Annotated in this window: 21 protein-coding genes; 7 read left to right on the top strand and 14 right to left on the bottom strand. The window is 66.0% G+C overall.

The genetic code is table 11. The annotated features are described in order from the left end of the window. Positions 1–85: 85 nt before the first annotated feature. Positions 86–328 carry a helix-turn-helix domain-containing protein gene (locus EC845_RS12395; RefSeq protein ID WP_123298398.1) on the bottom strand — a complete coding sequence of 81 codons (243 nt, stop codon included), beginning with the start codon at positions 326–328 and terminating at the stop codon, positions 86–88. Positions 329–511: 183 nt separating this feature from the next. Here EC845_RS12395 and EC845_RS12390 point away from each other — a divergent pair, with 183 nt between their 5' ends. After that, entirely contained in the window at positions 512–736 is a 225-nt protein-coding gene (locus tag EC845_RS12390; protein ID WP_123298397.1) for a hypothetical protein, read from the top strand. 106 nt (positions 737–842) lie between these two features. Here EC845_RS12390 and EC845_RS12385 read toward each other — a convergent pair whose 3' ends face one another. Together EC845_RS12385 and gltS are read right to left on the bottom strand one after the other, a co-directional pair. After that, on the bottom strand, positions 843–1,382 hold the full coding sequence (locus tag EC845_RS12385; RefSeq protein WP_148077297.1) for a hypothetical protein: 540 nt from the start codon (positions 1,380–1,382) through the stop codon (positions 843–845). Between the two features lie 38 nt (positions 1,383–1,420). Further along, complete coding sequence (gene gltS / locus EC845_RS12380) at positions 1,421–2,656, bottom strand: sodium/glutamate symporter (RefSeq protein WP_123298395.1); 1,236 nt, start codon at positions 2,654–2,656, stop codon at positions 1,421–1,423. A 238-nt stretch (positions 2,657–2,894) separates the two neighbouring features. On the opposite strand from gltS, the gene EC845_RS12375 reads away from it, so the two are divergent. After that, on the top strand, positions 2,895–4,376 hold the full coding sequence (locus EC845_RS12375) for a DASS family sodium-coupled anion symporter (RefSeq protein ID WP_123298394.1): 1,482 nt from the start codon (positions 2,895–2,897) through the stop codon (positions 4,374–4,376). Between the two features lie 13 nt (positions 4,377–4,389). Further along, positions 4,390–5,457: an Ldh family oxidoreductase gene (locus tag EC845_RS12370; RefSeq protein ID WP_123298393.1), complete on the top strand. Its 1,068-nt coding sequence runs from the start codon at positions 4,390–4,392 to the stop codon at positions 5,455–5,457. A gap of 38 nt (positions 5,458–5,495) precedes the next feature. Here the strand turns inward: EC845_RS12370 and EC845_RS12365 are convergent, their stop codons facing one another. The 5 genes from EC845_RS12365 to EC845_RS12345 all read right to left on the bottom strand — a co-directional run bounded on the left by EC845_RS12365 (position 5,496) and on the right by EC845_RS12345 (position 11,142). After that, entirely contained in the window at positions 5,496–5,927 is a 432-nt protein-coding gene (locus tag EC845_RS12365) for a DUF779 domain-containing protein (RefSeq protein ID WP_123298392.1), read from the bottom strand. Continuing rightward, positions 5,924–6,952: an alcohol dehydrogenase AdhP gene (gene adhP / locus EC845_RS12360; protein WP_123298391.1), complete on the bottom strand. Its 1,029-nt coding sequence runs from the start codon at positions 6,950–6,952 to the stop codon at positions 5,924–5,926. Before adhP ends, EC845_RS12365 begins: the two co-directional genes overlap by 4 nt. Positions 6,953–7,165: 213 nt before the next feature. Beyond that, positions 7,166–8,686 (bottom strand): aldehyde dehydrogenase, encoded by a 1,521-nt coding sequence (gene adh, locus EC845_RS12355; RefSeq protein ID WP_123298390.1) that lies wholly within the window; start codon positions 8,684–8,686, stop codon positions 7,166–7,168. A gap of 340 nt (positions 8,687–9,026) precedes the next feature. After that, entirely contained in the window at positions 9,027–9,728 is a 702-nt protein-coding gene (locus tag EC845_RS12350) for a glutathione binding-like protein (protein ID WP_123298480.1), read from the bottom strand. A gap of 136 nt (positions 9,729–9,864) precedes the next feature. Beyond that, positions 9,865–11,142, bottom strand: a complete 1,278-nt coding sequence (locus EC845_RS12345; RefSeq protein ID WP_123298389.1) for an MFS transporter — start codon at positions 11,140–11,142, stop codon at positions 9,865–9,867. A gap of 102 nt (positions 11,143–11,244) precedes the next feature. Here EC845_RS12345 and EC845_RS12340 point away from each other — a divergent pair, with 102 nt between their 5' ends. Then, complete coding sequence (locus tag EC845_RS12340; RefSeq protein ID WP_123298388.1) at positions 11,245–12,120, top strand: AraC family transcriptional regulator; 876 nt, start codon at positions 11,245–11,247, stop codon at positions 12,118–12,120. Here the strand turns inward: EC845_RS12340 and EC845_RS12335 are convergent. After that, entirely contained in the window at positions 12,063–13,439 is a 1,377-nt protein-coding gene (locus tag EC845_RS12335) for a mechanosensitive ion channel family protein (RefSeq protein ID WP_123298387.1), read from the bottom strand. The two genes, EC845_RS12340 and EC845_RS12335, sit on opposite strands and share 58 nt — an antisense overlap. A gap of 166 nt (positions 13,440–13,605) precedes the next feature. Next, complete coding sequence (locus tag EC845_RS12330; RefSeq protein WP_123298386.1) at positions 13,606–14,562, bottom strand: histone deacetylase family protein; 957 nt, start codon at positions 14,560–14,562, stop codon at positions 13,606–13,608. Between the two features lie 183 nt (positions 14,563–14,745). On the opposite strand from EC845_RS12330, the gene EC845_RS12325 reads away from it, so the two are divergent. Together EC845_RS12325 and EC845_RS12320 are read left to right on the top strand one after the other, a co-directional pair. Then, positions 14,746–15,891 (top strand): glycosyltransferase, encoded by a 1,146-nt coding sequence (locus EC845_RS12325; protein ID WP_123298479.1) that lies wholly within the window; start codon positions 14,746–14,748, stop codon positions 15,889–15,891. Then, positions 15,891–16,994, top strand: coding sequence for a glycosyltransferase family 2 protein (locus EC845_RS12320; RefSeq protein WP_123298385.1), 1,104 nt, complete (start codon positions 15,891–15,893; stop codon positions 16,992–16,994). The genes EC845_RS12325 and EC845_RS12320 overlap by 1 nt, the downstream gene beginning before the upstream one ends. A 9-nt stretch (positions 16,995–17,003) precedes the next feature. Here the strand turns inward: EC845_RS12320 and EC845_RS12315 are convergent, their stop codons facing one another. The 3 genes from EC845_RS12315 to EC845_RS12305 all read right to left on the bottom strand — a co-directional run bounded on the left by EC845_RS12315 (position 17,004) and on the right by EC845_RS12305 (position 20,342). Further along, a complete protein-coding gene (locus EC845_RS12315; RefSeq protein WP_123298384.1) occupies positions 17,004–18,134 on the bottom strand; it encodes a glycosyltransferase family 4 protein in 1,131 nt (376 codons plus the stop codon). After that, positions 18,134–19,516 (bottom strand): glycosyltransferase family 4 protein, encoded by a 1,383-nt coding sequence (locus EC845_RS12310; RefSeq protein ID WP_123298383.1) that lies wholly within the window; start codon positions 19,514–19,516, stop codon positions 18,134–18,136. The genes EC845_RS12315 and EC845_RS12310 overlap by 1 nt, the downstream gene beginning before the upstream one ends. A gap of 70 nt (positions 19,517–19,586) precedes the next feature. After that, complete coding sequence (locus tag EC845_RS12305; RefSeq protein ID WP_123298382.1) at positions 19,587–20,342, bottom strand: hypothetical protein; 756 nt, start codon at positions 20,340–20,342, stop codon at positions 19,587–19,589. Positions 20,343–20,598: 256 nt separating this feature from the next. Between EC845_RS12305 and mltB the strand changes: the two genes are divergently transcribed. Then, positions 20,599–21,714 carry a lytic murein transglycosylase B gene (gene mltB / locus EC845_RS12300; protein ID WP_123298381.1) on the top strand — a complete coding sequence of 372 codons (1,116 nt, stop codon included), beginning with the start codon at positions 20,599–20,601 and terminating at the stop codon, positions 21,712–21,714. Positions 21,715–21,738: 24 nt separating this feature from the next. Here mltB and EC845_RS12295 read toward each other — a convergent pair whose 3' ends face one another. After that, positions 21,739–22,347 (bottom strand): isochorismatase family protein, encoded by a 609-nt coding sequence (locus EC845_RS12295; RefSeq protein WP_123298478.1) that lies wholly within the window; start codon positions 22,345–22,347, stop codon positions 21,739–21,741. Between the last annotated feature and the right edge of the window lie 289 nt (positions 22,348–22,636).

The following is a 22,636-nucleotide window of genomic DNA, read 5'->3' as shown; positions in this document are numbered from 1 at the left end:
AGTGTGAACGCGAGTTTGCCTCAAAACTGAACGCCGGCTCGGCAGCGCATGCAGGCGCCCCGGATCGACCCGTTGGCGACCGGAGTTACAGGTTCGCTTCTTTCAGCAAATGGCTGAGCGTGACATCCAGTGCGGCAGCGATTTTGGCCAAGGTCAACAACGCCACGTTGTTGTCACCACGCTCGACACGTCCCATGTACGAACGATCCAGCTCCGCCCTCAAGGCGAGCTTCTCCTGGGAGATTTTGTTCTCCAGGCGGATCCGCTTGATTGCATTGCCCAGTGCAACCAGCTGTGGGTTTTGTCTTTGACTCGAGAGATTGGGCACTCCCGGATGGTCGTGTATAGAATGCATATGTGGCCACGGTACATGTACCTCAACGGAGTTAGAAAAGTATAGGCATGAACACGGATGCTGGCCACCCCCCCCCCTCACATCACCCAAGCAGGTTGCGGATGTGCATGACATGAGCGTCATGACAGGCACGCTTAGCCAACCGGAAACGCATGTATGTATCGTCCACGAGTGGGTGATGTCGTCCACATGAAGGGCATCGGCCGATCGGCCATGACGGTGATCGCTGTGCACGAAGAAAGAGTGCTGTGCGAGTGCGGCGATCTTTCGCGCTTCGTTATCCCTGCGTCTCAGTTGGTGTCGAGGCGCACACAGGTCTATGCCGTCGTCGAGCCGATGAAGCCGGGCACGGATGCACCTGTCCCGGAATCAGATACCTGAAGCGGGCTTGCGCGATCGTGCGCCGTCGACGTGTGCTCGATGCAGCAGACCCGGCCGCATTCCCCTGTCTGCCATGCACCTCCCGGTCATGGCAAACGATCAGGTCTCAGCCACGCTCGGCGCTGTCGGCAGAGCCGCCGGGCTGCACATGTTTCTGCAGCCGCAGCGCAGCGGCTTCCAGGAAAGCCAGATGCTCGGTCGGTGGACGCACCCAGGCGAAATCGAAATGGGACAACGTGCCGTACAGGCTGCCGTCGGCCTTGAGCATGCGCACGCCCATGTAGCTCTGTACGGTACCGATCAACTTTTCGTCGCGCAACGTCAGTTCGTGCGCCCCGACATCGGTGTAGAAACTGCCATCGCGGATCGCATACTGCGAAAAGCTGGCGCCCAAAGGCACTTCGGGTACGTCGACCCCGCTGAGCTCGAGCTGCGAGTCGTAGGCCGAGGTGCAATAGATCACCTCGCGGTACACCCGCACGAGTGCGGTGCAGCGGTAGGGAACCAGAGAATTGAGATACATCACGCCGGCCCGCAGGCCATGCGTCGACACCCAGCGGTCGAGCTCGTCCAGACAGCCGATCCGGGCCGCTGTCGCTTCCTTGTTTTTTGCCGCCTGGATCAACGCCGTCAATGGCATACACATGTCTCCTCGAGGCGTTCATTCTACAAAGCAAAACAAGGTCAGGCCCAGCGCACGAGGAACTGGATGATCAAGGCATTGACGATGTCGATGAAAAATCCGCAGACCAGCGGCACGACCAGAAAAGCACGGGGTGCCACACCGTTCTGCCGCGCCACGGCCGTCATGTTGGCCACGGCGGTCGCGGTCGATCCCAGCACGATGCCGCCGAAGCCTGCCGACACGACCGCGGATTCGTAATCGCGCCCCATGCACCGGTACACCACGGCCACCGTGTAGACCACCGCCAGGGCCACCTGCAGGGCCAGTGCGGTCAGCACGAACGCCAGGCTGCCTTCGAGCACCCACAGCTGCAATCCCATCAGCGCCATGGTCAGGAACATGCCCAGGCAGATATCCGAGATCAGCGACAGCCCCTGCCGCGTGCTCTGCCAGCGCGGGCCGTCGAGGCGCTCGGTTCCGCGGCGCAGCAGCCACAGGGCCCCCAGATTGCGCAGGATGATGCCGGCCATCAGGCAACCCACGAAATCGGGCAATTGCAGGCCCAGCCGTGCCAGCAGCGGCGTGATGGCCCCGCCCAGCATGAGCGCGAGGTTCAGCCACAGCCAGGCCTTGAGCACGCCGTAGTAATCCAGCGTGGCGCCGGCACTCGAAGCCGCGGCCTGACCGTCCAGCGGCAGCGGGCCGTTGCCGCGCAAGCCGTGGCGGCGCATCAGGTGACTGGCGATGGGGCCGCCGATCACGCAGGCTATGACCAGGCCTACCATGTTGCTGGCCATGCCGAGTTCAAGCGCGTTGGCGATGCCCAGTTCGCCGACGAAGGTCGGTGCCCAGGCCAGCGTCGTGCCCACGCCGCCGGTGAGCGATACCGATCCGGTCATCAGGCCCGCGCGCGCATCGAGGCCGAACAGCCAGGCCACGCCCATGCCGACGCCGTTCTGCAGCACGATGTAGACCGCAGCCACGGCCAGCAGCACCATCAGCGGTTTCCCGCCGTCCTTGACGGTCTGAATATCGGATTTCAATCCGATTCCAGCAAAGAAATACAGCAGCAGAATGTCACGCATCCCGAGCTCGAACTCGATCCGCATCCCCACCGCATAATACAAAACCCCCACCAGCACGGCACAAATCACCCCGCCCACCACCGGCTCGGGGATACTGTAACGCCGCAGGATATCCCATCGATCGGCCGTCTTGCGGCCAAGAAACAACAGCACGATGGCCAAGGTGAAGCTATGAAAAGCGGAGACCTGAATGAGCTCGGCTGGAAACAATCGCCACTCCTCTCGATAAAACTTGATGCAGATCAAAGGGATGCATCGCCCGGCACGAATTCATGTCGAATTCCACCGGAAATGTATGAAAAAGATTTAATATTTCTTTCGAAATCCGTTTTTTTCGTTTTTCTAGAATATATTCGCGACGCTGAATATACCAAGCTCCTCGCCGCTCCCCTCCTTTCACGGACGGAACCGGTCGAGCCCCCGTGATTCATCCAGAAGGGCATTCCGCATGCAATCCGCCGCCCCCGTTCCCGCCCCCCCTGCGCGTTTGCCGATCGGCCTCTTTGCCGGCATCGCGGCGCTGATCGCCGTGCTGCTGATCCCCATGCCGCCCGAGCTGCCGGTCGCAGGCCACCGGATGATCGCGATCCTGGCCTTCGCCGTGGTGGTGTGGGTCACCGAAGCCGTGTCGTACGAGGCCAGCGCCATCATGGTCACCGCGCTCATGGCTTTCCTGCTCGGCACCGCCCCCAGCGTCGCCAGCCCGGACCACCTCTACGGCACCTCGGCCGCCATCGCCATGGCGCTCACGGGCTTCGCCAACCCCGCCCTGGCGCTGGTGGCCGGCGCGCTGTTCATCGCCGCGGCCATGACCTTCACCGGGCTCGACCGCCGCATCGCGCTGCTGACGCTGCGGCTCATCGGCACCAGTGCCCGCCGCGTGCTGATCGGCTGCGTGGCGGTGACCGTCATTCTCAGCCTGGTGGTGCCGAGTGCGACCGCACGCAGTGCAGCGGTGGTCCCCATCATGATGGGCGTGATCGCGGCCTTCGGCGTGGACAAGCGCTCCAACATCGCGGCCGGCATCATGATCGTGGTGGCCCAGGCCACCAGCATCTGGAACGTCGGCATCCAGACCGCGGCGGCGCAGAACCTGCTCACGGTCGGTTTCATGGAGAAGATGATCGGCCAACGCGTGTCGTGGTCGGACTGGCTGATCGCCGGCGCCCCCTGGTCGCTGATCATGTCGGTGGTGCTGGTGGTGCTGGTCCTCAAGCTGCTGCCGCCCGAAGACCGCAGCGGTACGCTGGGCGGCGAGGCCGTCCAGGCCTCGTATGCCGAGCTGGGCCCCATGACCGGCCCGCAGAAACGCCTGATGGCGGTCTCCATCCTGCTGTTGCTGTTCTGGTCGACCGAAGGCAAGCTGCACAGCTTCGACACCACCTCGACCACCTATTTCGGCCTGGTGCTGCTGATGCTGCCGCGCGTGGGCGTGATGACCTGGAAAGACGTGCAGTCGCGCATCCCATGGGGCACGGTGATCGTCTTCGGTGTCGGCATCAGCCTGGGCACCGCGCTGCTGACCACCCGTGCCGGGCAATGGCTGGGAACCGAAGTCATCGCACTGACCGGGCTCGACCAGTTGGGCCCCATGGCGATCTTCGCCATTTTGTCCGCCTTCCTGATCCTGATCCACCTCGGCTTCGCCAGCGCGACCGCCCTCACCTCGGCCCTGCTGCCGATCCTGATCGCGGTGCTGCAGACATTGCCCCCGGGCATCAATCAACTGGGCATGACCATGCTGCTGGGATTCGTCGTCAGCTACGGCTTCATCCTGCCCATCAACGCACCGCAGAACATGGTGTGCCTGGGAACGGAAACCTTCAACGCCCGGCAGTTTGCCAAGATCGGAATTCTCGTCACGCTGATCGGCTACGTGCTGATGCTGGTGATGAGCGCGACGTACTGGCGCTGGCTGGGCTGGATCTGAGAAAGGAAGCATCATGCGCCTCGCACTTCCCGATGCCATCGACTTCGGCCGCCGCCTGCTGCGGGCGCAGCAGGTCCCCGACGACATCGCGCTCGACGTCGCCGAACACCTGGCCGAGTCCGACCGGGTCGGCTACACCAGCCACGGGCTGTCCATCCTGGCCAGCTATCGCAACATGCTCGCACAAGGCTGGGCGCGGGCCGACGGCCGGCCCGAACAAGTGGCCGACCAGCACACCCTGCTGGCTTTCGACGGCCATCACGGCCTGGGACAGCACGTGGGCAAACGCGTGATCCAGGCGGCCATCGACCGCGCGCAGCAGCACGGCCAGTGCATCGTCACGCTGCGCCGAAGCCACCACCTGGGCCGCATGGGCTACTACGGCGAGATGGCGGCGCGCAGCGGCCTCATTCTGCTGGCCTTCACCAACGTCACCAACCGCGAGCCCACCGTGGCGCCCTATGGCGGCCGCAAGGCGATGCTGACGACGAACCCGCTGTGCTTTGCCGGACCGCTGCCCGACGGGCGCCCGCCCTTCATCCTCGACATGGCAACCAGCGGGATCGCGGCCAACAAGGCCCGTGTGCTGGCGACCAACGGACAGCAGGCACCGCCCGGCTCGCTCATCGATGCCGACGGCCTGCCGACCAACGATCCCAACGTGATGTTCGCGACGCCCCCGGGTGCGCTGCTGCCTTTCGGTGCCCACAAGGGCTACGCGCTGGCCCTGGTGGCCGAACTGCTGGCCGGGGCGCTGTCGGGCGGCGGCACCATCCAGCCCGAACATCCACGGCAAGGCGCGGCCACCAACAACCTGTTCGCGATCTTGCTCGATCCGCAGAAGGGTTTCGATTCCGGCTGGCTCACGCACGAGGTCGGTGCCTTCATCGATTACCTGCACAGTTGCCCCCCTCAACCCGGATTCGACTCGGTCGAGTACCCGGGCGAGTACGAGGAGCGCAACCGCCGGCTCAACGGCGAAAGCGTGCGTTTCGACGTGCCGATCTGGGCCACGCTCACCGAACTGGCCGGCTCGCTGGGGGTCGCGTTGCCGCACCCGGCGGCGAACGAACCTGCTTGAAGGGACGGGGCGCGACGCCACCGCCCCACGTCATGCGCTCAGGCCCCGCCCAGCGGCGGCAGGGCCTCCAGCTCCCCTGGCTCGTACAGGCGCGAGCGCGTGAGGAAACGCTGGCCCGTCGGACGGTCGAGCGAAAACATGCCGCCGTTTCCGGGCACCGCATCGATGATGAGATGGGTGTGTTCCCAATAGGCGAACTGGCTCTTGCTCATGTAGAACGGCGTGCCGCCGATCTCGCCCAGCAGCACGTCGGCATCGCCCACATAGAACTCGCCGAGCGCGTAGCACATGGGCGCGCTGCCGTCGCAGCACCCGCCCGACTGATGGAACATCAGCGGGCCGTGCTGGGCGCGCAACCGGGCGATGAGCGCCTCGGCGGCCGGCGTGGCCGACACACGCCCCGCACCCGCTGCGCTGCGGCCGACACCCGGGCCGGTGCCGCCGCTGCCAGGATCGGCTGGCCCGGTCATCCGCCGATGTCCAGCACGACGCGGCCTTCGATCTGGCCCTTGTGCATGCGTTCGAACACCGCGTTGATGTTCTCCAGCTTGTCGGTCGACACCGTGGCCTTGACCTTGCCCTGGGCCGCGAAATCCAGCGACTCTTGCAGATCGAGGCGGGTGCCGACGATGGAACCGCGCACGGTGATGCCCTGCAGCACCATCGAAAAGATCGGCAGCGGGAAATCGCCCGGCGGCAAGCCGTTGAGAGAGACCGTGCCACCCCGGCGGACCATGCCCAGCGCCTGCTCGAAGGCCTTGGGCGAGACGGCGGTGACCAGCACGCCATGCGCGCCGTCGATCTCTTTCTGGATGTAGGCCACCGGATCGGTGGTCTTGGCATTGACCGTCACCGTCGCGCCCAGCTTGCGCGCCAGCGTCAGCTTGTCGTCGTCGATGTCCACGGCCGCGACGTTGAATCCCATGGCCTTGGCGTACTGCACCGCCATGTGCCCCAGTCCACCCACGCCCGAAATCACGACCCAGTCGCCCGGCTTGGCCTGGGTGACCTTGAGCCCCTTGTAGACCGTCACGCCGGCGCACAGCACGGGGGCGATCTCGATAAAACCCAGGTTGTCGGGCAGATGACCCACGTAGTTGGGATCGGCCAGGGCGTAGTCGGCAAACCCGCCGTTGACCGAGTAGCCGGTGTTCTGCTGCAGCGTGCACAGTGTTTCCCAGCCGCCCAGGCAGTGCGTGCAATAACCGCAAGCCGAGTGCAGCCACGGCACGCCCACGCGATCGCCCTCTTTCACATGCTTGACGTCGCGCCCCACCGCAGCGACGTAGCCCACGCCTTCGTGGCCCGGGATGAACGGCGGATTGGGTTTGACGGGCCAGTCGCCCTCGGCGGCATGCAGGTCGGTATGGCAGACCCCCGAGGCCTGGATCTTCACCAGGATCTGGTCGGCTGCGGGCGTCGGGATGGCGACTTCCTCGATGGTCAGCGGCTTGCCGAATTCGCGGACGACGGCGGCTCTCATGGTCTTGGACATGGGTTCGGATCCTTTCGGTAGACGGAAGAAGGAAAACGGCAATCGCGGTGTGCCGGGGCCCGCGCGCCACGCCTGGGCGAGCGCACGAGCACCGGAACCGAAACATGAGCCCAGGCTAATGCGGGGCGTGGCCCCAAGCCTTTATCCAGATCAGGCTTGGGGCAGGCAGGCTCGGCCAACCCATCGGGCCGGCGGCCGCCGCGCGAACCGTGCTCAGAAGAACCCGAGCTTGTTCGGGCTGTAGCTGACCAGCAAGTTCTTGGTCTGCTGATAGTGGTCGAGCATCATCTTGTGGTTCTCGCGGCCGATGCCCGAGGCCTTGTAGCCGCCGAAAGCCGCATGCGCGGGATAGGCGTGGTAGCAGTTGGTCCATACCCGGCCGGCCTGGATGCCCCGGCCCATGCGGAAGGCGCGGTTGCCGTCGCGTGTCCAGACCCCGGCGCCCAGGCCGTACAGCGTGTCGTTGGCGATCTCCAGCGCTTCCTCTTCGGTCTTGAAGGTGGTGACCGAGACCACGGGGCCAAAGATCTCTTCCTGGAAGATGCGCATCTTGTTATGGCCCTTGAACACCGTCGGCTGGATGTAATAGCCGCCCGCCAGGTCGCCTTCCAGCACGTTGCGTTCGCCGCCGATCAGGCACTCCGCGCCCTCCTGTTTACCGAGATCGAGGTAGGACAGGATTTTTTCGAGCTGCTCTTGCGAGGCCTGCGCACCGATCATGGTGCTCTTGTCCAGCGGATGGCCTTGCTTGATGGCCGCGACCCGCTCGAGCGCGCGTTCGATGAAGGCGTCGTAGATCGACTCCTGCACCAGCACCCGGCTGGGACAGGTGCAGACCTCGCCCTGGTTGAGCGCAAACAGCGCAAAGCCCTCGAGGGCCTTGTCGAAATAGGCGTCGTCGGCGGCCATCACGTCCTCGAAGAAGACATTGGGCGACTTGCCCCCCAGCTCCAGCGTGACCGGGATGATGTTCTGGCTGGCGTACTGCATGATGAGCCGGCCGGTGGTGGTCTCGCCCGTGAAGGCGATCTTGGCGATGCGGCTGCTCGAGGCCAGAGGTTTGCCCGCTTCCAGTCCATACCCGTTGACCACGTTGATCACGCCCGGCGGCAGCAGATCGCCGATGATCTCCATCAGCACCAGGATCGAGGCCGGCGTCTGCTCCGCAGGCTTGAGCACCACGCAATTGCCGGCGGCCAGCGCGGGCGCCAGCTTCCACACCGCCATCAGGATGGGGAAGTTCCACGGAATGATCTGCCCGACCACGCCCAGCGGTTCGTGGAAATGGTAGGCATAGGTGTCCTTGTCGATTTCGCTGACGCCGCCCTCCTGCGCCCGGATCGCGCCGGCGAAGTAGCGGAAATGATCGACGGCCAGCGGCAGATCGGCAGCCGTGGTCTCGCGCAGGGGCTTGCCGTTGTCCAGGGTCTCGGCCACCGCCAGCGTCAGCAGATTGGCTTCGATGCGGTCGGCGATGCGGTTGAGGATGTTGGCCCGCTCGGTCGGCGAGGTGTTGCCCCAGGCGGTCTTGGCCTTGTGTGCGGCATCGAGCGCGGCGTTGACGTCCTTCTCGTTCGAACGGGGAATGGAGGTGAACACCTGGCCGGTGATCGGCGTGATGTTCTCGAAATACTGGCCGTCGGCCGGTGGCACCCATTGGCCCCCGATGTAGTTGCCGTATTGTTTTTTATAGGGGTTGGCCACACCGAGGTTGGCGATCTCTGCCATGTCCATGCTGGTCTCCTTCTGGTTTGGATGAGCGGGTTGTCCCGTGCACGGCGGCCATCCGACCGGCCGTACAGCCATCCAAGCGCAAAGGGCATACCAGAACGAGGCAGCACCGCAGCCAGGGCCATCCCGGCACCGGCGAAAGAAGAATTTTCCTCATGGAATCAATGGGCTACACCGGTCTCGGTGTTTCCCCCAGGGCCTGCCCGCAGCGGCCCGCCAGACGCGCTGCGCGGCAATGCGATGGCCGCGGCGGACAGGGCCACCGGTGTGCCACGGTCACTCCTGGCACACCGGTGTGTTCAGATTCTGAACACTGAACACCCCGTGCGGCGCAGCCCGGCCATCAACTGGCCGGGATCTGCAGGCCACGCGCCACCGCGGGGCGCGCCACGAAGGCGGCCAGCACGCGCTGCACGGCCTTGAAGTCGTCGAAGCCGACGAGCGATCCGGCTTCATAGAAGCCCGCCAGGTTGCGCACCCAGGGAAAGACGGCGATGTCGGCGATCGAGTACTGATCGCCCACCAGCCATTCGCGATCGGCCAGATGGCGATCCAGCACACCGAGCAGGCGCCGCGACTCGGCGACATAGCGGTCGCGCGGCCGCTTGTCCTCGAAATCCTTGCCGGCAAATTTGTGGAAGAAACCCAGTTGCCCGAACATGGGGCCGACACCGCCCATCTGGAACATCAGCCACTGCAGCACCTGGTAACGCTCGGCCGCATCGCGCCCGTTGAAGCGTCCGGCCTTGTCGGCCAGGTAGACCAGGATGGCACCCGATTCGAACAGCCCCAGCGGCTGGCCGCCCGGCCCGTCCGGATCGATGATGGCCGGAATCTTGTTGTTGGGATTGAGCGAGATGAACTCGGGCGTCAGCTGGTCGTTGCTGCCGAAGTCGATGCGATGGGCCTCGTAAGGCAGACCGGTCTCCTCGAGCAGGATCGAGACCTTCACGCCGTTGGGCGTGGGCAGCGAGTACAGCTGAATGCGCTCGGGATGGCGTGCAGGCCATTTGGCGGTGATGGGGAAGGCGGAAAGATCGGCCACGGGCATCGTCCTTTATCTATGAATGCTATGAATGACAGACATCAGCCCGACACCCTAACATGCACGCAAACGGCGTGCAGGGCCTGCCAGGCAACACCCGCCGGGGCCCCGGGCCATCCCCATGCCGACGCCGGTGTCAGGCCGCGGCCAGCACCGTGCGGCGGGCACGCCGCACCCGGAATGCGCTGGTGATGAGCACCAGTTGCACGGCGGCCAGGCCGATCCAGATGGCGTGCAGCCGGCCGTGATCCATCAGCACGCCGAAGATCAGCGGAGCCACGGCCTGCCCGATGTCCAGGCCGGAATACACCACGCCATAGACCCGCCCCGTGGCGTTGGGCGGCGCTGCGCGCTTGACGATCAGGTCGCGCGACGGTCCGGCCAGGCCGCTGGCCAGCCCCATGGCCCCGAACAGCAAGGGCACGGCCATGGCCGGCAGCGGCATCAACCCGACCACCAACGCCACCACTGCAGCCGCACCGAAGCCGGTGGCCACGATGCGCTCGCAGCGATTCGGATCGGCCGCCAGGAAACCGCCCACCACCATGCCCGAGGCATTGGCCACCATGTAGATGGTGAGGCAGATGGCCGCCCACTGGGCAGGCACGGCATGCAGTTGGCGCGCCGATTCGGGCGCATAGGTCTGCACCACGCTCAGTACCGTGGCGTAGAAGAAAAAAAACACAAAACACATCCACACCGCGGGAATCTTCAGGAAACCGAAACTGGAGTCGTCAGTCTGTGTCGCTCCGCCGGTGCCGCCCGCCGCAGGGGCCAGGGCCGGCAGATCGAGAAAGCGGCGGCCCACCCACACCAGCAGCAGCACCAGCCACGACAGGACACCGGCCGCTGCCAGCGCTACCTGCCACGAGAAGGCCAGCGCCAGCGGCACCACGAACGCAGGTGCCAGCGCCCAGCCCAGACTGCCGGTGATGCCGTGCACGCTGTACGCATGCCCCAGGCGCTGGGGAGCCACCTTGCGGTTGAACAGGGTGTAGTCGGCGGGGTGGAACACGCCATTGCCCACGCCCGCCACCACGGCACTGGCCAGCAGCATGGCGTAGCTGGTGCTCATCGCGTAACCCATGGCGCCCAGGCCCAGCAGACCGAGACCCACATACAGAATGGGCCGCGGACCGAAGCGGTCGACCCAGAAACCCGAGGCCGCCTGGACGATGCACGACACCACAAAAAAGACGGTCAGCACAAAGCCGAGCTCGGCGTAGCCGACGTTGAACGCATCCTTGAGCCACGGAAACAGCGGCGCAAGCAGCAACTGCGTGAAGTGGCTCATGGCATGCGCCACGCCGACCAGGGCGATCAGCCCGGCATCTTGCCGACGGTCTGCGGAGGGGTGGATGGGCGCTGCGCCCGGCACGGACGCGGCGATGTCTTTTGTTGTTGAATTTTTCATGGCCCGATGCTACCCAAGCCGGCGCCGTCTGAAATGCGACAAAATGACAAACTCTATCGACAATCCGCCAAATCACGCCCAACCCTCGCCCTGGAACCGGTCATGGCCCTGCCCCGCCCTCTGCGTGTCGGCCCGCTCACGCCGCACCTCTTCCGTCCGACCCGTCAGCGCCCGCTGCGTGCCAAACGCCATGTGCTGCATGCCACCACCGAAGTCGAGGCGCACAGCCATGCCTGGTGGCAGGTCAGTTTCTCGAGCAACGGCATCGCGCGCATGACCGTGGACGATGCCAGCTACACCATCCCGCCCTCGCGGGCGCTTTGGGTGCCGCCCAATGTGCGCCATTCGATCACCGTGATCGAGGAAGCCGATCTGCACACGCTCTACGGCATCGACACGGCCTTCATGCAGGCGGATCACCTGGCGCGCCCGACGGCTTCGCCGGCGCTGGGCTGGGACAACTGCCGTGTGCTCGAGCTCAGCGATCTGCTGCGCCTGCTGATTCTCGACCTCGACACCACACCCGATACAGAGGGCTGCTCGACCCCGATGGCGTCGGTGCTGCGGCGCGAGCAGCTCATTGCGCCACTCCTCTACGATGAACTGGCGCGTGCCAGCGCCCTGCCGGTCGGTTTGCCGCTGCCGCGCGACCGCCGGCTGCGCGCCCTGTGCATGGCGTTGCAGGCCGATGTCACGCGCCACGACAGCCTGGAGGGCTGGGCCGCCGAAGTGGGGGCCAGCCCGCGTACCGTCCTGCGCCTGTTCCGCCAGGAACTGGGCATCACCTACAGCCAGTGGCGGCAGCAGGCCGTGCTGGCCCAGGCGCTGGCACGACTGGCCAAGGGACAGGCGCTGGCGCGCATCGCCGACGACCTGGGCTACGACAGCCCCAGTGCGTTCAGCGCCATGTTCCGCAAGACCTATGGCGCACCGCCCAGCGTGCTGGCGCGCGAGCTGCTGACGGGATTGCCGGCCTGATCCCGATCCGGCTCCTGATCGGCAGGCAATGAAGCCTCCTTGGCGCCCGCCGGGCCCGACGCGGCACCGGGGGCCTCGTCGGCGATCCAGTGCACCACCCGCTGCGCCGAGGCGACCGCGATGCCCGCTGCACGCAAGGCACGCAGGATCGCCACGTTCACGGCGCCGCGGGCGTTGAGCTGACCGTTCTGCAGATCGCCGATCACGTACGAGACGGTGAACTCCAGCCCGTCGGGGGTGAAATTGGAGAGATAGGCCGAAGGCGCCGGAATGGCCAGCACGCGAGGGCAGCTCGAGGCTGCGCGCACCAGCAGTTCCGCCGTCTGTTCGGGGTCGGCCGCAGACTCGACCACGATGACGGTGCTCAAGGTGATGCGCTCGTCGGCCATGGTCAGGTTCTCGACCCGGCTGCTGATGAAGGTGTCGTTGGGCACCAGCGCCTCGCGGCCGCCGTCGTTGAGCACGGTGTAACGGGTGTTGATGTCCGTGACCTTGCCCTGGAAACCGTCGACCCGGACCACGTCGCCGATGCGCACCGAGCGCTCGGCCAGGATCACGAACCCGCTGACGTAATTCGAGGCCAGCTTCTGCAAACCGAAGCCGATGCCCACGCCGACCGCACTGCCGAGGATGGTGAGCGACGACAGGTCGATGCCGACCGAGCTCAGGGCCACGATGAACCCGACGAACAGCAGCAGCACGCGCACCGAGTTGGCCGCGATCTTGCGGCCCGACAGGCTGCGTGTGTCGCGCGAGTTCTTCAGCAGATAGGTCTCGATCACCGACGACAGCCACAGCGTGAGCACCAGCACCACGGACACCGACAGCAGGCCGTCCATCAGGGTACGCAGCGACATGGTGCCCTTGCCGAAACTCCAGGTGACGCGTTCCATCCACTCCAGCAGGTCGGGCAGGAAACCGGTGATCCACAACACCCAGCCCAGCCAGGCCACCCACGACACCGTGCGCTCGACCACACGCACCCAGGCCGAGGCCGGGAAAGCCGCCGCCAGCACCCGCGCGATCACCCGGATGACCGCCAGCGCGAACAGCGCGGCAATGACCATCTGGAAAACCGGGGTCGGTCCGTTGCGGTCCAGCCACTGGCGAGCCACCTCGGCCAGCGCCAGCGCCGCTATGGGGAAAAACACGCCGTCGTGCGTGCGCTCGCCGAACAGCACGCGGGCCGTCGGAAAGCGTCGGCGCAAGCGCGCCGTGAGCAGGTAGGCCAGGGCCAGGGCAACAGCCACGGCCAGCAGCCGGTACCAGAGGGTCACGGCGGCAAAGTCAGCGATCAGGGTCGAAAAGCGCTCGGGCATGGCGGAGAAAAAAACAGTCGGTCGATCGATGGCGTCCGGGACACGGGCTGCGGCAGATTCCGCAACCCGGTCCGAAGGCACCGGCAGAGCGCGCACTATAAAAGACAAACTGCCGGGTCGGCTCTCTGACGCAGCCGCGGGCCACCGGCCGGGCGGCGCGTGCAGCTCAGGACAGGCCCGCGAGCACCCGCACATGCCCTTCGACGCAGCGCGCCAGGGCATCGAGCGCGTAACCGCCCTCGAGCACCGAAACGACACGTCCGCGTGCATGGCGGCGTGCCATGTCCATCACCCACTGGCTGAGCCAGACGAAATCCTGGTCGGTCAGCCCCAACTGGCCCATGTCGTCCTCGCGGTGCGCGTCGAAACCGGCACTCACCAGAATCAGCTCGGGCGCAAAGGCATCCATGCGCGGCGTCCAGTGCGTCTCGACGAGATCGCGGATCTCCAGGCCACGGGTGTAGGCCGGCACCGGCAGGTTGAGCATGTTGCCGGCCGGCGCCGCCGTCCCGCTGAAGGGGTAGAAAGGGTGCTGGAAAAAACTGGCCATCAGCACACGGTCGTCGCCGGCCAGGATGTTTTCCGTGCCGTTGCCATGGTGCACATCGAAATCGACGATGGCCACCCGGCGCAGGCCGTGCCGGTCCAGCGCATAACGCGCGGCGATCGCCACATGGTTGAAAAAACAGAAACCCATGGACTTGGCCCGTTCGGCATGATGGCCGGGCGGGCGTACCGCGCAGAAGGCGTTGGCGAGATCACCGGCGATCACCGCGTCGGTGGCCGCCAGGGCCGCCCCGCTGGCACGCAAGGCCGCCTGCCAGCTGTGCAGGCCCAGCGAGGTGTCGGGATCGATCGCGGCATGTGCCGGACCGCCGGCGGCGTAATCCTCGAGCAAGCGATCGCTCATGCCGCGCAGGCTGTCGAGGTAATGGCCGTCGTGTGCCAGCAGCAGATCGGCGCGCGAGGCGAGCGGCGCGTCGCGCTTGTCGAGCGCATCGGCCACACCCGACAGCAGCAGGCGATCCTCGATCACATCCAGGCGCTGCGGACATTCGGGGTGTCCGGCGCCCATCTCGTGTTTCCAGCAATCCCGATGCGTGTAATAGCCTGTGCCGCCCATAGGGGTGTCGTCTCCGGTCTGTGTGCCGTGTCTGGCGTGGCTGGTTCCGTGGCCGGTTCAGTCCGTACGCGATCCGTCCCGTGCCGCTCTCTCGGTGCCCCGCTGCTTCGAATCAGCTTACCACGCAGCACGGCGCTCGCGCCAACTGGCGCTAGACTCCCATCCTGCTCCATGCTGCCGACCATGCCCCCTTCCGTCTCCCCAGCCGCCCCCTCCAAAAACACCCGCCGCCCGCGTGTTCTGCACTTCGTGACGGGCGGGTTCTCCGGCGCCACGCAAGTCGCACTCGATCTGGTCGAGGCCCACCTGGCCAGCGGCCGCTTCGAGCCCCTGCTGGTCCTGCGGCGCAAGCGGCAGACGCCACAGGATCGGGTCGACGCGCTGCGCGCGCGCGGCGTGCCGCTGCACGTCGTGCCCGGCTGGTCGCACGCGGCCACCCTCTGGGAACTGGTGCGCCTGTGCCGACGCTTTCGGCCCGACATCCTGGTGGCGCATGGTTTCAGCGACCACATCTGGGGCCGGTTGGCGGGTCTGCTGGCCGGTGTGCCCCACCTCGTTCACGTCGAGCACAACTCGCGGGAACGCTACACGCGCTGGCGCCTGGCCCAGTCGCGCTGGCTGGCGGCCCGCACCGATCTCATCGTCGGTTGCTCGGAAGGCGTGCGCAGCGCCCTGCTCGACCGCGGTTTCCCGGCCGACCGAACCGTGGCCATCCCCAACGGCATCCGGCTGGAACGGTTCGACCCGGCCGACCGGCATCCCTGGGCCGAGCGCCGCCAAGCCGCCGTCATGGCGGCACGCTTTGCCCGCCAGAAAGATCACGCCACCCTGCTGCACGCCGTGGCCCTGCTCAAGCAGCGCGGCATCCACCTGCCGGTGACCTTCGCCGGCGGCGGCAAATCGAGCCACCGCGAAGCCGCGATGGCGCTGGCCAGGTCGCTGGACCTCGAAGACCGGGTCACATTCTTGGGGCACTGCCCCGATGTGCCCGGACTGCTGATGGACCATCGGATCTGCGTGCTGTCGACGCATTACGAAGGCATGCCGCTGTCGCTGGTCGAAGGCATGGCCGCAGGCTGCATGCCGGTCGCCAGCGACGTCGTCGGCGTGCGCGAACTGATCAGCCCCGGGCTGGACGGCGACCTGGTGCCCGAGTCCTCGCCGCAGGCCCTGGCCGACAGCCTGCAGCGCATCGTCGAGCACCCGGAGGCCGCCGCGCGCGCTGCGCAACAGGCCCGCCGGCATGCGCTCGAACGCCACGGCCTGCCGCTCATGACCCAACGTTACGAAGACGCTTTCGAGCGCCTGTTGCACCCCGCAGCCCGATAATGCCGACTTCACAGCAAGCGCTTGCCGCGTCCCCTGAAACCGCTCGTCCGTCTTCGGCAAGCGACGCCAGGCCATGGCTCAGCATCCTGATCCCCGTCTACAACGTCGAAGACTACCTGACGGCCTGCATCGAATCGGTGATGAGCCAACTGGACCCTGCAGCAGGGCCTGTCGAAGTGCTGGCCGTCGACGACGTGTCCACCGACGGCTCGGCCCGTCTGCTGCAGACCCTGTGCGCACGGCACAGCGCACTGCAGGCCTGCGCCCACGACCGCAACCGCGGACTGAGCGCGGCACGCAACACCCTGCTCGACCGTGCGCGCGGCGACTACATCTGGTTCCTCGACTCCGACGACCTGCTCATGCCGGGCGCCATTGCCGGCCTCAAGGCCATCGCCGACCGCCATTCGCCGGATCTGGTGATGTGCGATTTCAGGGTGGTGCGGGAGCGCATGTCCCGCAAACATGTCTGGCGCGGCGAACTGCACCGCACCACCTTCGCCGGTCCGGCAGAACAGCTGCTGACCTCGCGCCACCGGATTCTCGACGGCCTGCTGCTCACGGGCCAGTTGCACAGCTGGAGCAAGATCGCACGCCGTCGCGTGTATGGCGACGACATCCGTTTCCCCGAAGGCCGCTATTACGAAGACATGGCGACCACGCCCCGGCTGGCCCTCAAGGCCGAATCCGCCTGGTATGCTCCTTCGGTCTGGGTCGGTTACCGCCAGCGCGCGGGCAGCATCCTCTCGACCTTGTCGACGGCCAAGCTGCACGATCTGGCCGTCTGCTGGCCTGAAATCAGCTCGGCGGCGGTCGAGGCCCTGGGTTCGAAGGCCAATGCGGGCGGCGGGCTCTCCCGTTTCCTGGCCCGAAGTTTCATCGGTGCGGCGCGCAGCGTCGGCCGGCAGCCGCTGCACGCACGGCACATCGCCGACCAGTTGCAGCCTCTGCGGTCGGCCTTCGACCGCGCACTGGTGCCGTTGGGCCGCCAGCCACGCCAACTGCCGTGGCGTCTGCTGGCCACAGGCTGGCCGTGGCGCGCGCTGCGCCTGGCCTACTGGCTCGAACGCACACGCCGGGCGCGCGGGCACGGCGCACGCTAGTCCCTGCGCTCAGGCCGGTTCGGCTTCGATCTGCGACGCCATCACGGCGTCGACCTCGGCCAGAAAACCCCGCCGCACCTCGGGCTCTGAAAAACATGCCACGTAGTCGGCCGCCTGCTGCCGGTAAGCGGCATAGCGGACATGCGCCGTGTCGTCCTGCAGACGGCGGATCACCGCGCCCAGCCGCTGCGCATAGGATGCGACCGCGCCGGTCGGCACCAGCTCGGACAGGCCACGGCTGATGGCGGGCACGTTGGAGTTGTCGTAGGCGATCACCCGGCAACCGCTGGCGATCGCTTCGACGATCGGCACGCAGAAGCCCTCGTGGTAGGTCGGCAGCACAAACACATCGGCCTCGGCGAGCAACTGGCGTTTGGCCACGTCGTCGATGCCGTAGTGCACGGACAGGGTGATGCGCCCCGGATACCGCATCGGCAGCTCGGCGATCTGCTGCTCCATCCAGGCCACCAGTTCAGGGTCCGAAAAGGCCGGATTGCCGACCAGAGACAGATGCAGGGCCGGCAGATCCGACCCCGACTCGAGCAGGAGGCGCAGCGCCTGGAAGAGGTCGGGCAGTCCCTTGGAGCGGACAAAGCGCCCCACGAACAGCAGCCGCACCGGCCCGCCCCGATGACTGGGCTTGGCCGGCGGTGCCTGCCACGTGCCCGGCACCGTCAGCGGCAGTACGCCGGCCGAGGTCTGGATACCGGCCTCGCGCAGCACCGTCAGATTGGTCTCGCTGACGCAGATCACCCGATCGACCCGCGCCAGATTGGCCAACTGCCGGAAGGATCGGTCGATCAACGCGTGGTTCTGGGCCGCGACGAACGCCTTGGGCGTGATGTTGTGGAACACGGCCATGAGACGGGCCGAAGCCGGTGCGGCCAGCAAGGCATCGCACAGCTCGAAATAGATGCCGTAATGGCAGACCACCAGATCGCTGGTCTGGAAAAACGGGTGCATCAGCAGATCGCCTACCTGGCGTATCCGGGTAAAAGGCACACCCGGCTGGTTGCAGCTCTGGGTGAACAGCATGACCTCGTGGCCGGGCCGCTGCGCCAGCCAGCGCATCTCCTGGCTGACCGCGTTCGAGATGGCGTCGTAGCGCTTGCACACCGCGCTGAGATAGCTGATGCGCATCAGGCCCGCTCCGCCGCCCGACGGTGTGCCTGCCGGGCTGCGTCGTACAGCGGCAGGCTGCCGGCAGCCATCCGGCTCGCGCTGAATCGCTGCCGGTAGGCATCGAGGCCCGCCTCTCCGAGCGTGCGCCGCAGCCACGCGTCGCCGAGCAGGCGCTCGATGGCCGCCTCCAGGCTGTCGGCATCGCCGGGAGGCACCAGCAGACCGGTCACCCCCTGCTGCACGACTTCGGGCATGCCGCCGGCGTCGCAGGCGATCACCGGCTTGCCCTGCCGCATGGCCTCCACGAACACCAGGCCGAACGACTCGAACAGGCTGGGCCCCACGAACAGATCGCAGTCGGCATAGGCCTGCAGCAATCGCGCGTCGTCCACCCGCCCTTCGAAAACCACACGCGACAACCAGGACTGATCATGGTGACGCGCCTGGAATTCGTCCATCTCGTAGCGGCCCTCGGCATTGCGGATGTGGGTATCGCCCAGGATGTTGACATGAAGCCCCGGCCAGCGCGCCATCAGTCCGGGCAGTGCCCGCAGCAGCACGGCAATGCCCTTGCGTTCCTCCAGCCGGCCGACGAACAGCAGCTCGATGCGCTTTTCGTCGGTGCGAGCAGCAGGCGCCGGCACCTCTACCGGCAACAATCCATGAGGCACGACGTGGGTGACGAGCGGGTCGAAGGCCATGTCGTAGGCTCGCTCGATCTCTCGGATGATGGCCTGGCTGTTGGCCCGGACGCCGTCGGCCTGCGTCATCAGCAGGCGCTCCAGCGCCAGCATGGGCCGGCCGTAGGCGTACTGCCAGAGCCAGGCCTTCGACTTGCGCGGATTGCTTTCCATCCAGGTGTGCAGCGTGGTGTGCAGGCTGGTGACCAGCGGCCAGCGCCGGTCGAGCAGAAAGGCGATGCCTTCGCAAGTCCAGATCGGCGCCTCGACGAGGTCGACGGCATGGATGCGGTCCAGCTCGGCCACCTTGGCAAAAGCCGAAGCCGACCAGCGCCAGATGCGCCGAGGCACGCGCAGCCGGACGGCCCCCAGCGGCCGGCGCACGGCCCGCTCGGCGACCCGATGGACCTGCACGCCGTGGTCGTCCAGTTGTTCGGGCCGCTCCGAATCCGAAAGTGCCACCACATGCACGCTGTGGCCCAGTGCATGCAATGCATGAGCCAGGGCATGGACAAACGTCGCGATGCCCCCGGTATGGCACGGGGGGTAGTCACGCGAGACCAGCACGACGGTGCGCGCAGCCTGACGCGACGCCGAGCCGCCATTCACCCGATCCAGCAGGTCGAGCGCATGGCGAGCCGGTGTCGAGGTCGTGTCCGCCGGTCGGCTGGCCCGAGGCAACAGCACATCCAGGCCGGGCTGGGTCAACGTATTCATCATCCAATCCAATTCCACATTCGAACGAGCCCAGCGGCCCCTGTTTAAAGGACGATAGCAGGTGCAGCTGCAATCAGCCGATCACTGCGTCCACCCCTCGCCACGCCAGCAGCCAACCGCCGTCCGGCGGCATACGCTCGATCCGAGTGAAACCGGCTCCCTTCAGCAAACGCTGCCACGGATGACTCGCCAAAACCGCCGTGCCCGTCTCCGAAACGGGAATCATCACGCGCAACAGACCATCCTGCCCCAGCAAGGTTCGCAAGTAGGGCAAGACTTTAAGTGAAATTTCCTGATCAGGATATAACTCCCGCACCGTCGGCCCCAGTGATATGCATGCCACCGAACCGGGGGCGAACGGCCAAGCCCCCATCGGGGCGACGATGTCGACCGGATCGCAAGCGTTGTCCGATACGGCCAGCGTGCCGGGCTGGGCCGGATCGTGGGGCAATCCGACACTCACCCCGACGGCACCTCTCAAGGCCTGGGCAAATTTGGCAGCATCCCGCAGCACGACGACCTGTGCCGTATCCGGACCGGCTTCCGGGAGACGAAGACCGGATGCCGGCACCGTCCCGGCGTTCGCCTGGCCCGAGAGACAGAGCGCATGGACCTGGCGCCAGACATCGAACTCGTGCCGTAACTGCCGAACCTCCTGGGTCGAGGCCAGTTGCTGGCTGCCCAGATCGGACAAACCCGCCAGTGCACGCGGCAGTTGTTGACGCTCGAAGCGATCGAAACGCGACAGCATGCGAGAGGTGCGGACAAAAAAACCGAGGATTGGAATGGCCCCGACGAACCGGCTCAGCGTGATGGCGTGTTTACCCATGGGATGCAGCACATGCCGCGACGATACGGACGCCACTGGCGACTCCAGCAGCGATCGGCGCGTTGAAAACAAGCTCGCACTGTAAGCGGGCGCAGTCAAGTGCGAATGCGTTGCATGTCAAGCAGCGTGAATATATGTATCAATTTGCATCAACACGTCACCCTGCACAGGCATGGGGCCTTCGGCGGTGCAACCCCTCGAAAACCAGGCTCCCGCTCTGGCAAGAACGCCGCTTCGTCCCCTGTATGCTGTGAACATGGCTCCACGAACCGACGACTCCCTGCCGGCCGCCCACGGCCATGACCGCTCCTCGATCGCTGCCCCGGACAGGCGCCGCGCCTTGACCCGCCTGGGCCAGATGGCCCTTGCAGGCGCCGGCACGGCCATCGCCCACCCGGCCTGGTCGCAGACGGCCAGCAGCGCCGCCCTCTACGGCCAACGCCCGGAGGCCATGGCCTACGCCCTCGAGATCGCCGAACAGCACTTCCTGCCGCCCGATTGGGTGGCCGATGCGATCGCACAGGCCCGTTTCCTGCCCCGTGTGCCGCCCCTGATGGTGCCGTCTCCTCATCCGGCCGCACGCAACTGGGCAGCTTACCGGCGCCGGTTCGTCGAGCCCATCCGCATCAGGGCAGCGCAGCGTTTTCTCGACAACGAGATCCGCACCCTGCAACGGGCACAAGACCAATTCGGGGTGCCCGTCGACATCATCACGGGCATCCTGGGCGTCGAGACCATCTATGGTCAGCAGATGGGCAACCTGCGGGTCATCGACTCCCTGAGCACGCTGTCTTTTGACTTTCCCCGCGCCCACCCCCGTGCACAGGCGCGCAATGCGTATTTCAAGGCCGAACTGGCCGCCTTCTTGGCATTGAGTTTTCGCCAGCGCAAACCCGTGCAGTCGTATATGGGCAGTTACGCCGGGGCCATGGGCCTGCCTCAGTTCATGCCGAGCAACTGGGCCCGGCTGGCCATCGACTTCGACGGCGACGGCCAGGTCGATCTTTTCGGCAGCACGGCCGACGCCATCGGTTCGGTGGCCAACTACTTCATCGCACACCAGTGGACGCCGGGCATGCCGACCCACTTCGAGGTGCAGGTGGACGAGAGTCGCGCCGATCTGGCCACGCTGCTGGAGCCCGACATCAAACCCACCTTCACCGCCGCAGACCTGCAGCGGCTGGGCCTGACCTTGTCGCCCCAGGCCGCGGCCTATCCCGGTCCGCTGGCGCTGATCGAGCTCAAGAACGGCACCGATCGCTCGACCTACTACCTGGGCACGGACAACTTCTACGCCATCACGCGCTACAACTGGAGCAGCTCGTATGCCATGGCGGTGATTCAGCTCGGCCAGGCGGCCATGACGGGCTGAGGCCGGCCACCGGTGCAGGCCGGTTTATTTGATGAGGGCTTGCAAGGCCTTGAAGTCCGGGTGCTCGGCACTGCGCAGCCACTCGAAGATCACCATTTCGGTGGTGACCAGCTCCACGCCCGCACCGGCCAGGCGATCGAACGCAGCGTCGCGGTTGCGCTCGGTGCGCGAGCCGCAGGCATCCGTCACCACCCACACGTCGAATTCGTCCTCGACCAGCTCAAGCGCCGTCTGCAGCAGGCAGATGTGAGCCTCGCAGCCGGCCAGCACGATACTGCCCCGCCCGGCGGGTGCGGCCTGCTGGGGTTTCTGCAGATGCTTGGGCAAGCTGCGTGCATTGCCGCCGGTCCGAACCGGCGCCGGCGGCCGCAGGGCTTCGATCAGGCCTTCTTCGGCTGCGCTGAACAGCATCTTGGGCAGCACGGTGCCACAGGCCTGGCGCAGGTCGGCCGGGAATGGCCCCAGCTTCGACGGGTTCTGTTCCGTGCCCCAGACCGGCACGTCGAGGATCTGCGCCGCCTGGGCCAGGCGCAGGGCGTTGGCCAGCACGGCCGGGCCATCGAAGATGGCCGGCATGAGTTTTTCTTGGTAATCCACCAGCACCAGCTGGCTCTCGCTGTCGTCTAAAAGCATGTTTGCAATCTCCACAGTGCGCACATGCTGCATCTGCCAAGGAGCAGAGCCCGCACGGGCATAGGTTTTGCTTTGAATTGTCACCCGAGATGCCCTCGGTTGGGTGCAATGGGCGTGGTTTTGAAGGATTTTCGACTGCCGGATAGGCAGCAATCTTGTAAAAAAAAGATTCAACTGCAAAAAAAGCATGAAGGATCAATCGTTTGGACGATAAACTGCGCCTCGGCCTCACCGGCATCTACTTCCGCCCTTGTCTGACATGTGACCAATTTCCCCTCTATGCGTCATT

Origin of the sequence: Comamonas sp. BIGb0124 (assembly GCF_003752175.1) — a bacterium.
In the GTDB taxonomy this organism is placed as follows: domain Bacteria; phylum Pseudomonadota; class Gammaproteobacteria; order Burkholderiales; family Burkholderiaceae_C; genus Comamonas_F.
This window is presented reverse-complemented; position numbering and strand designations above follow the sequence as displayed.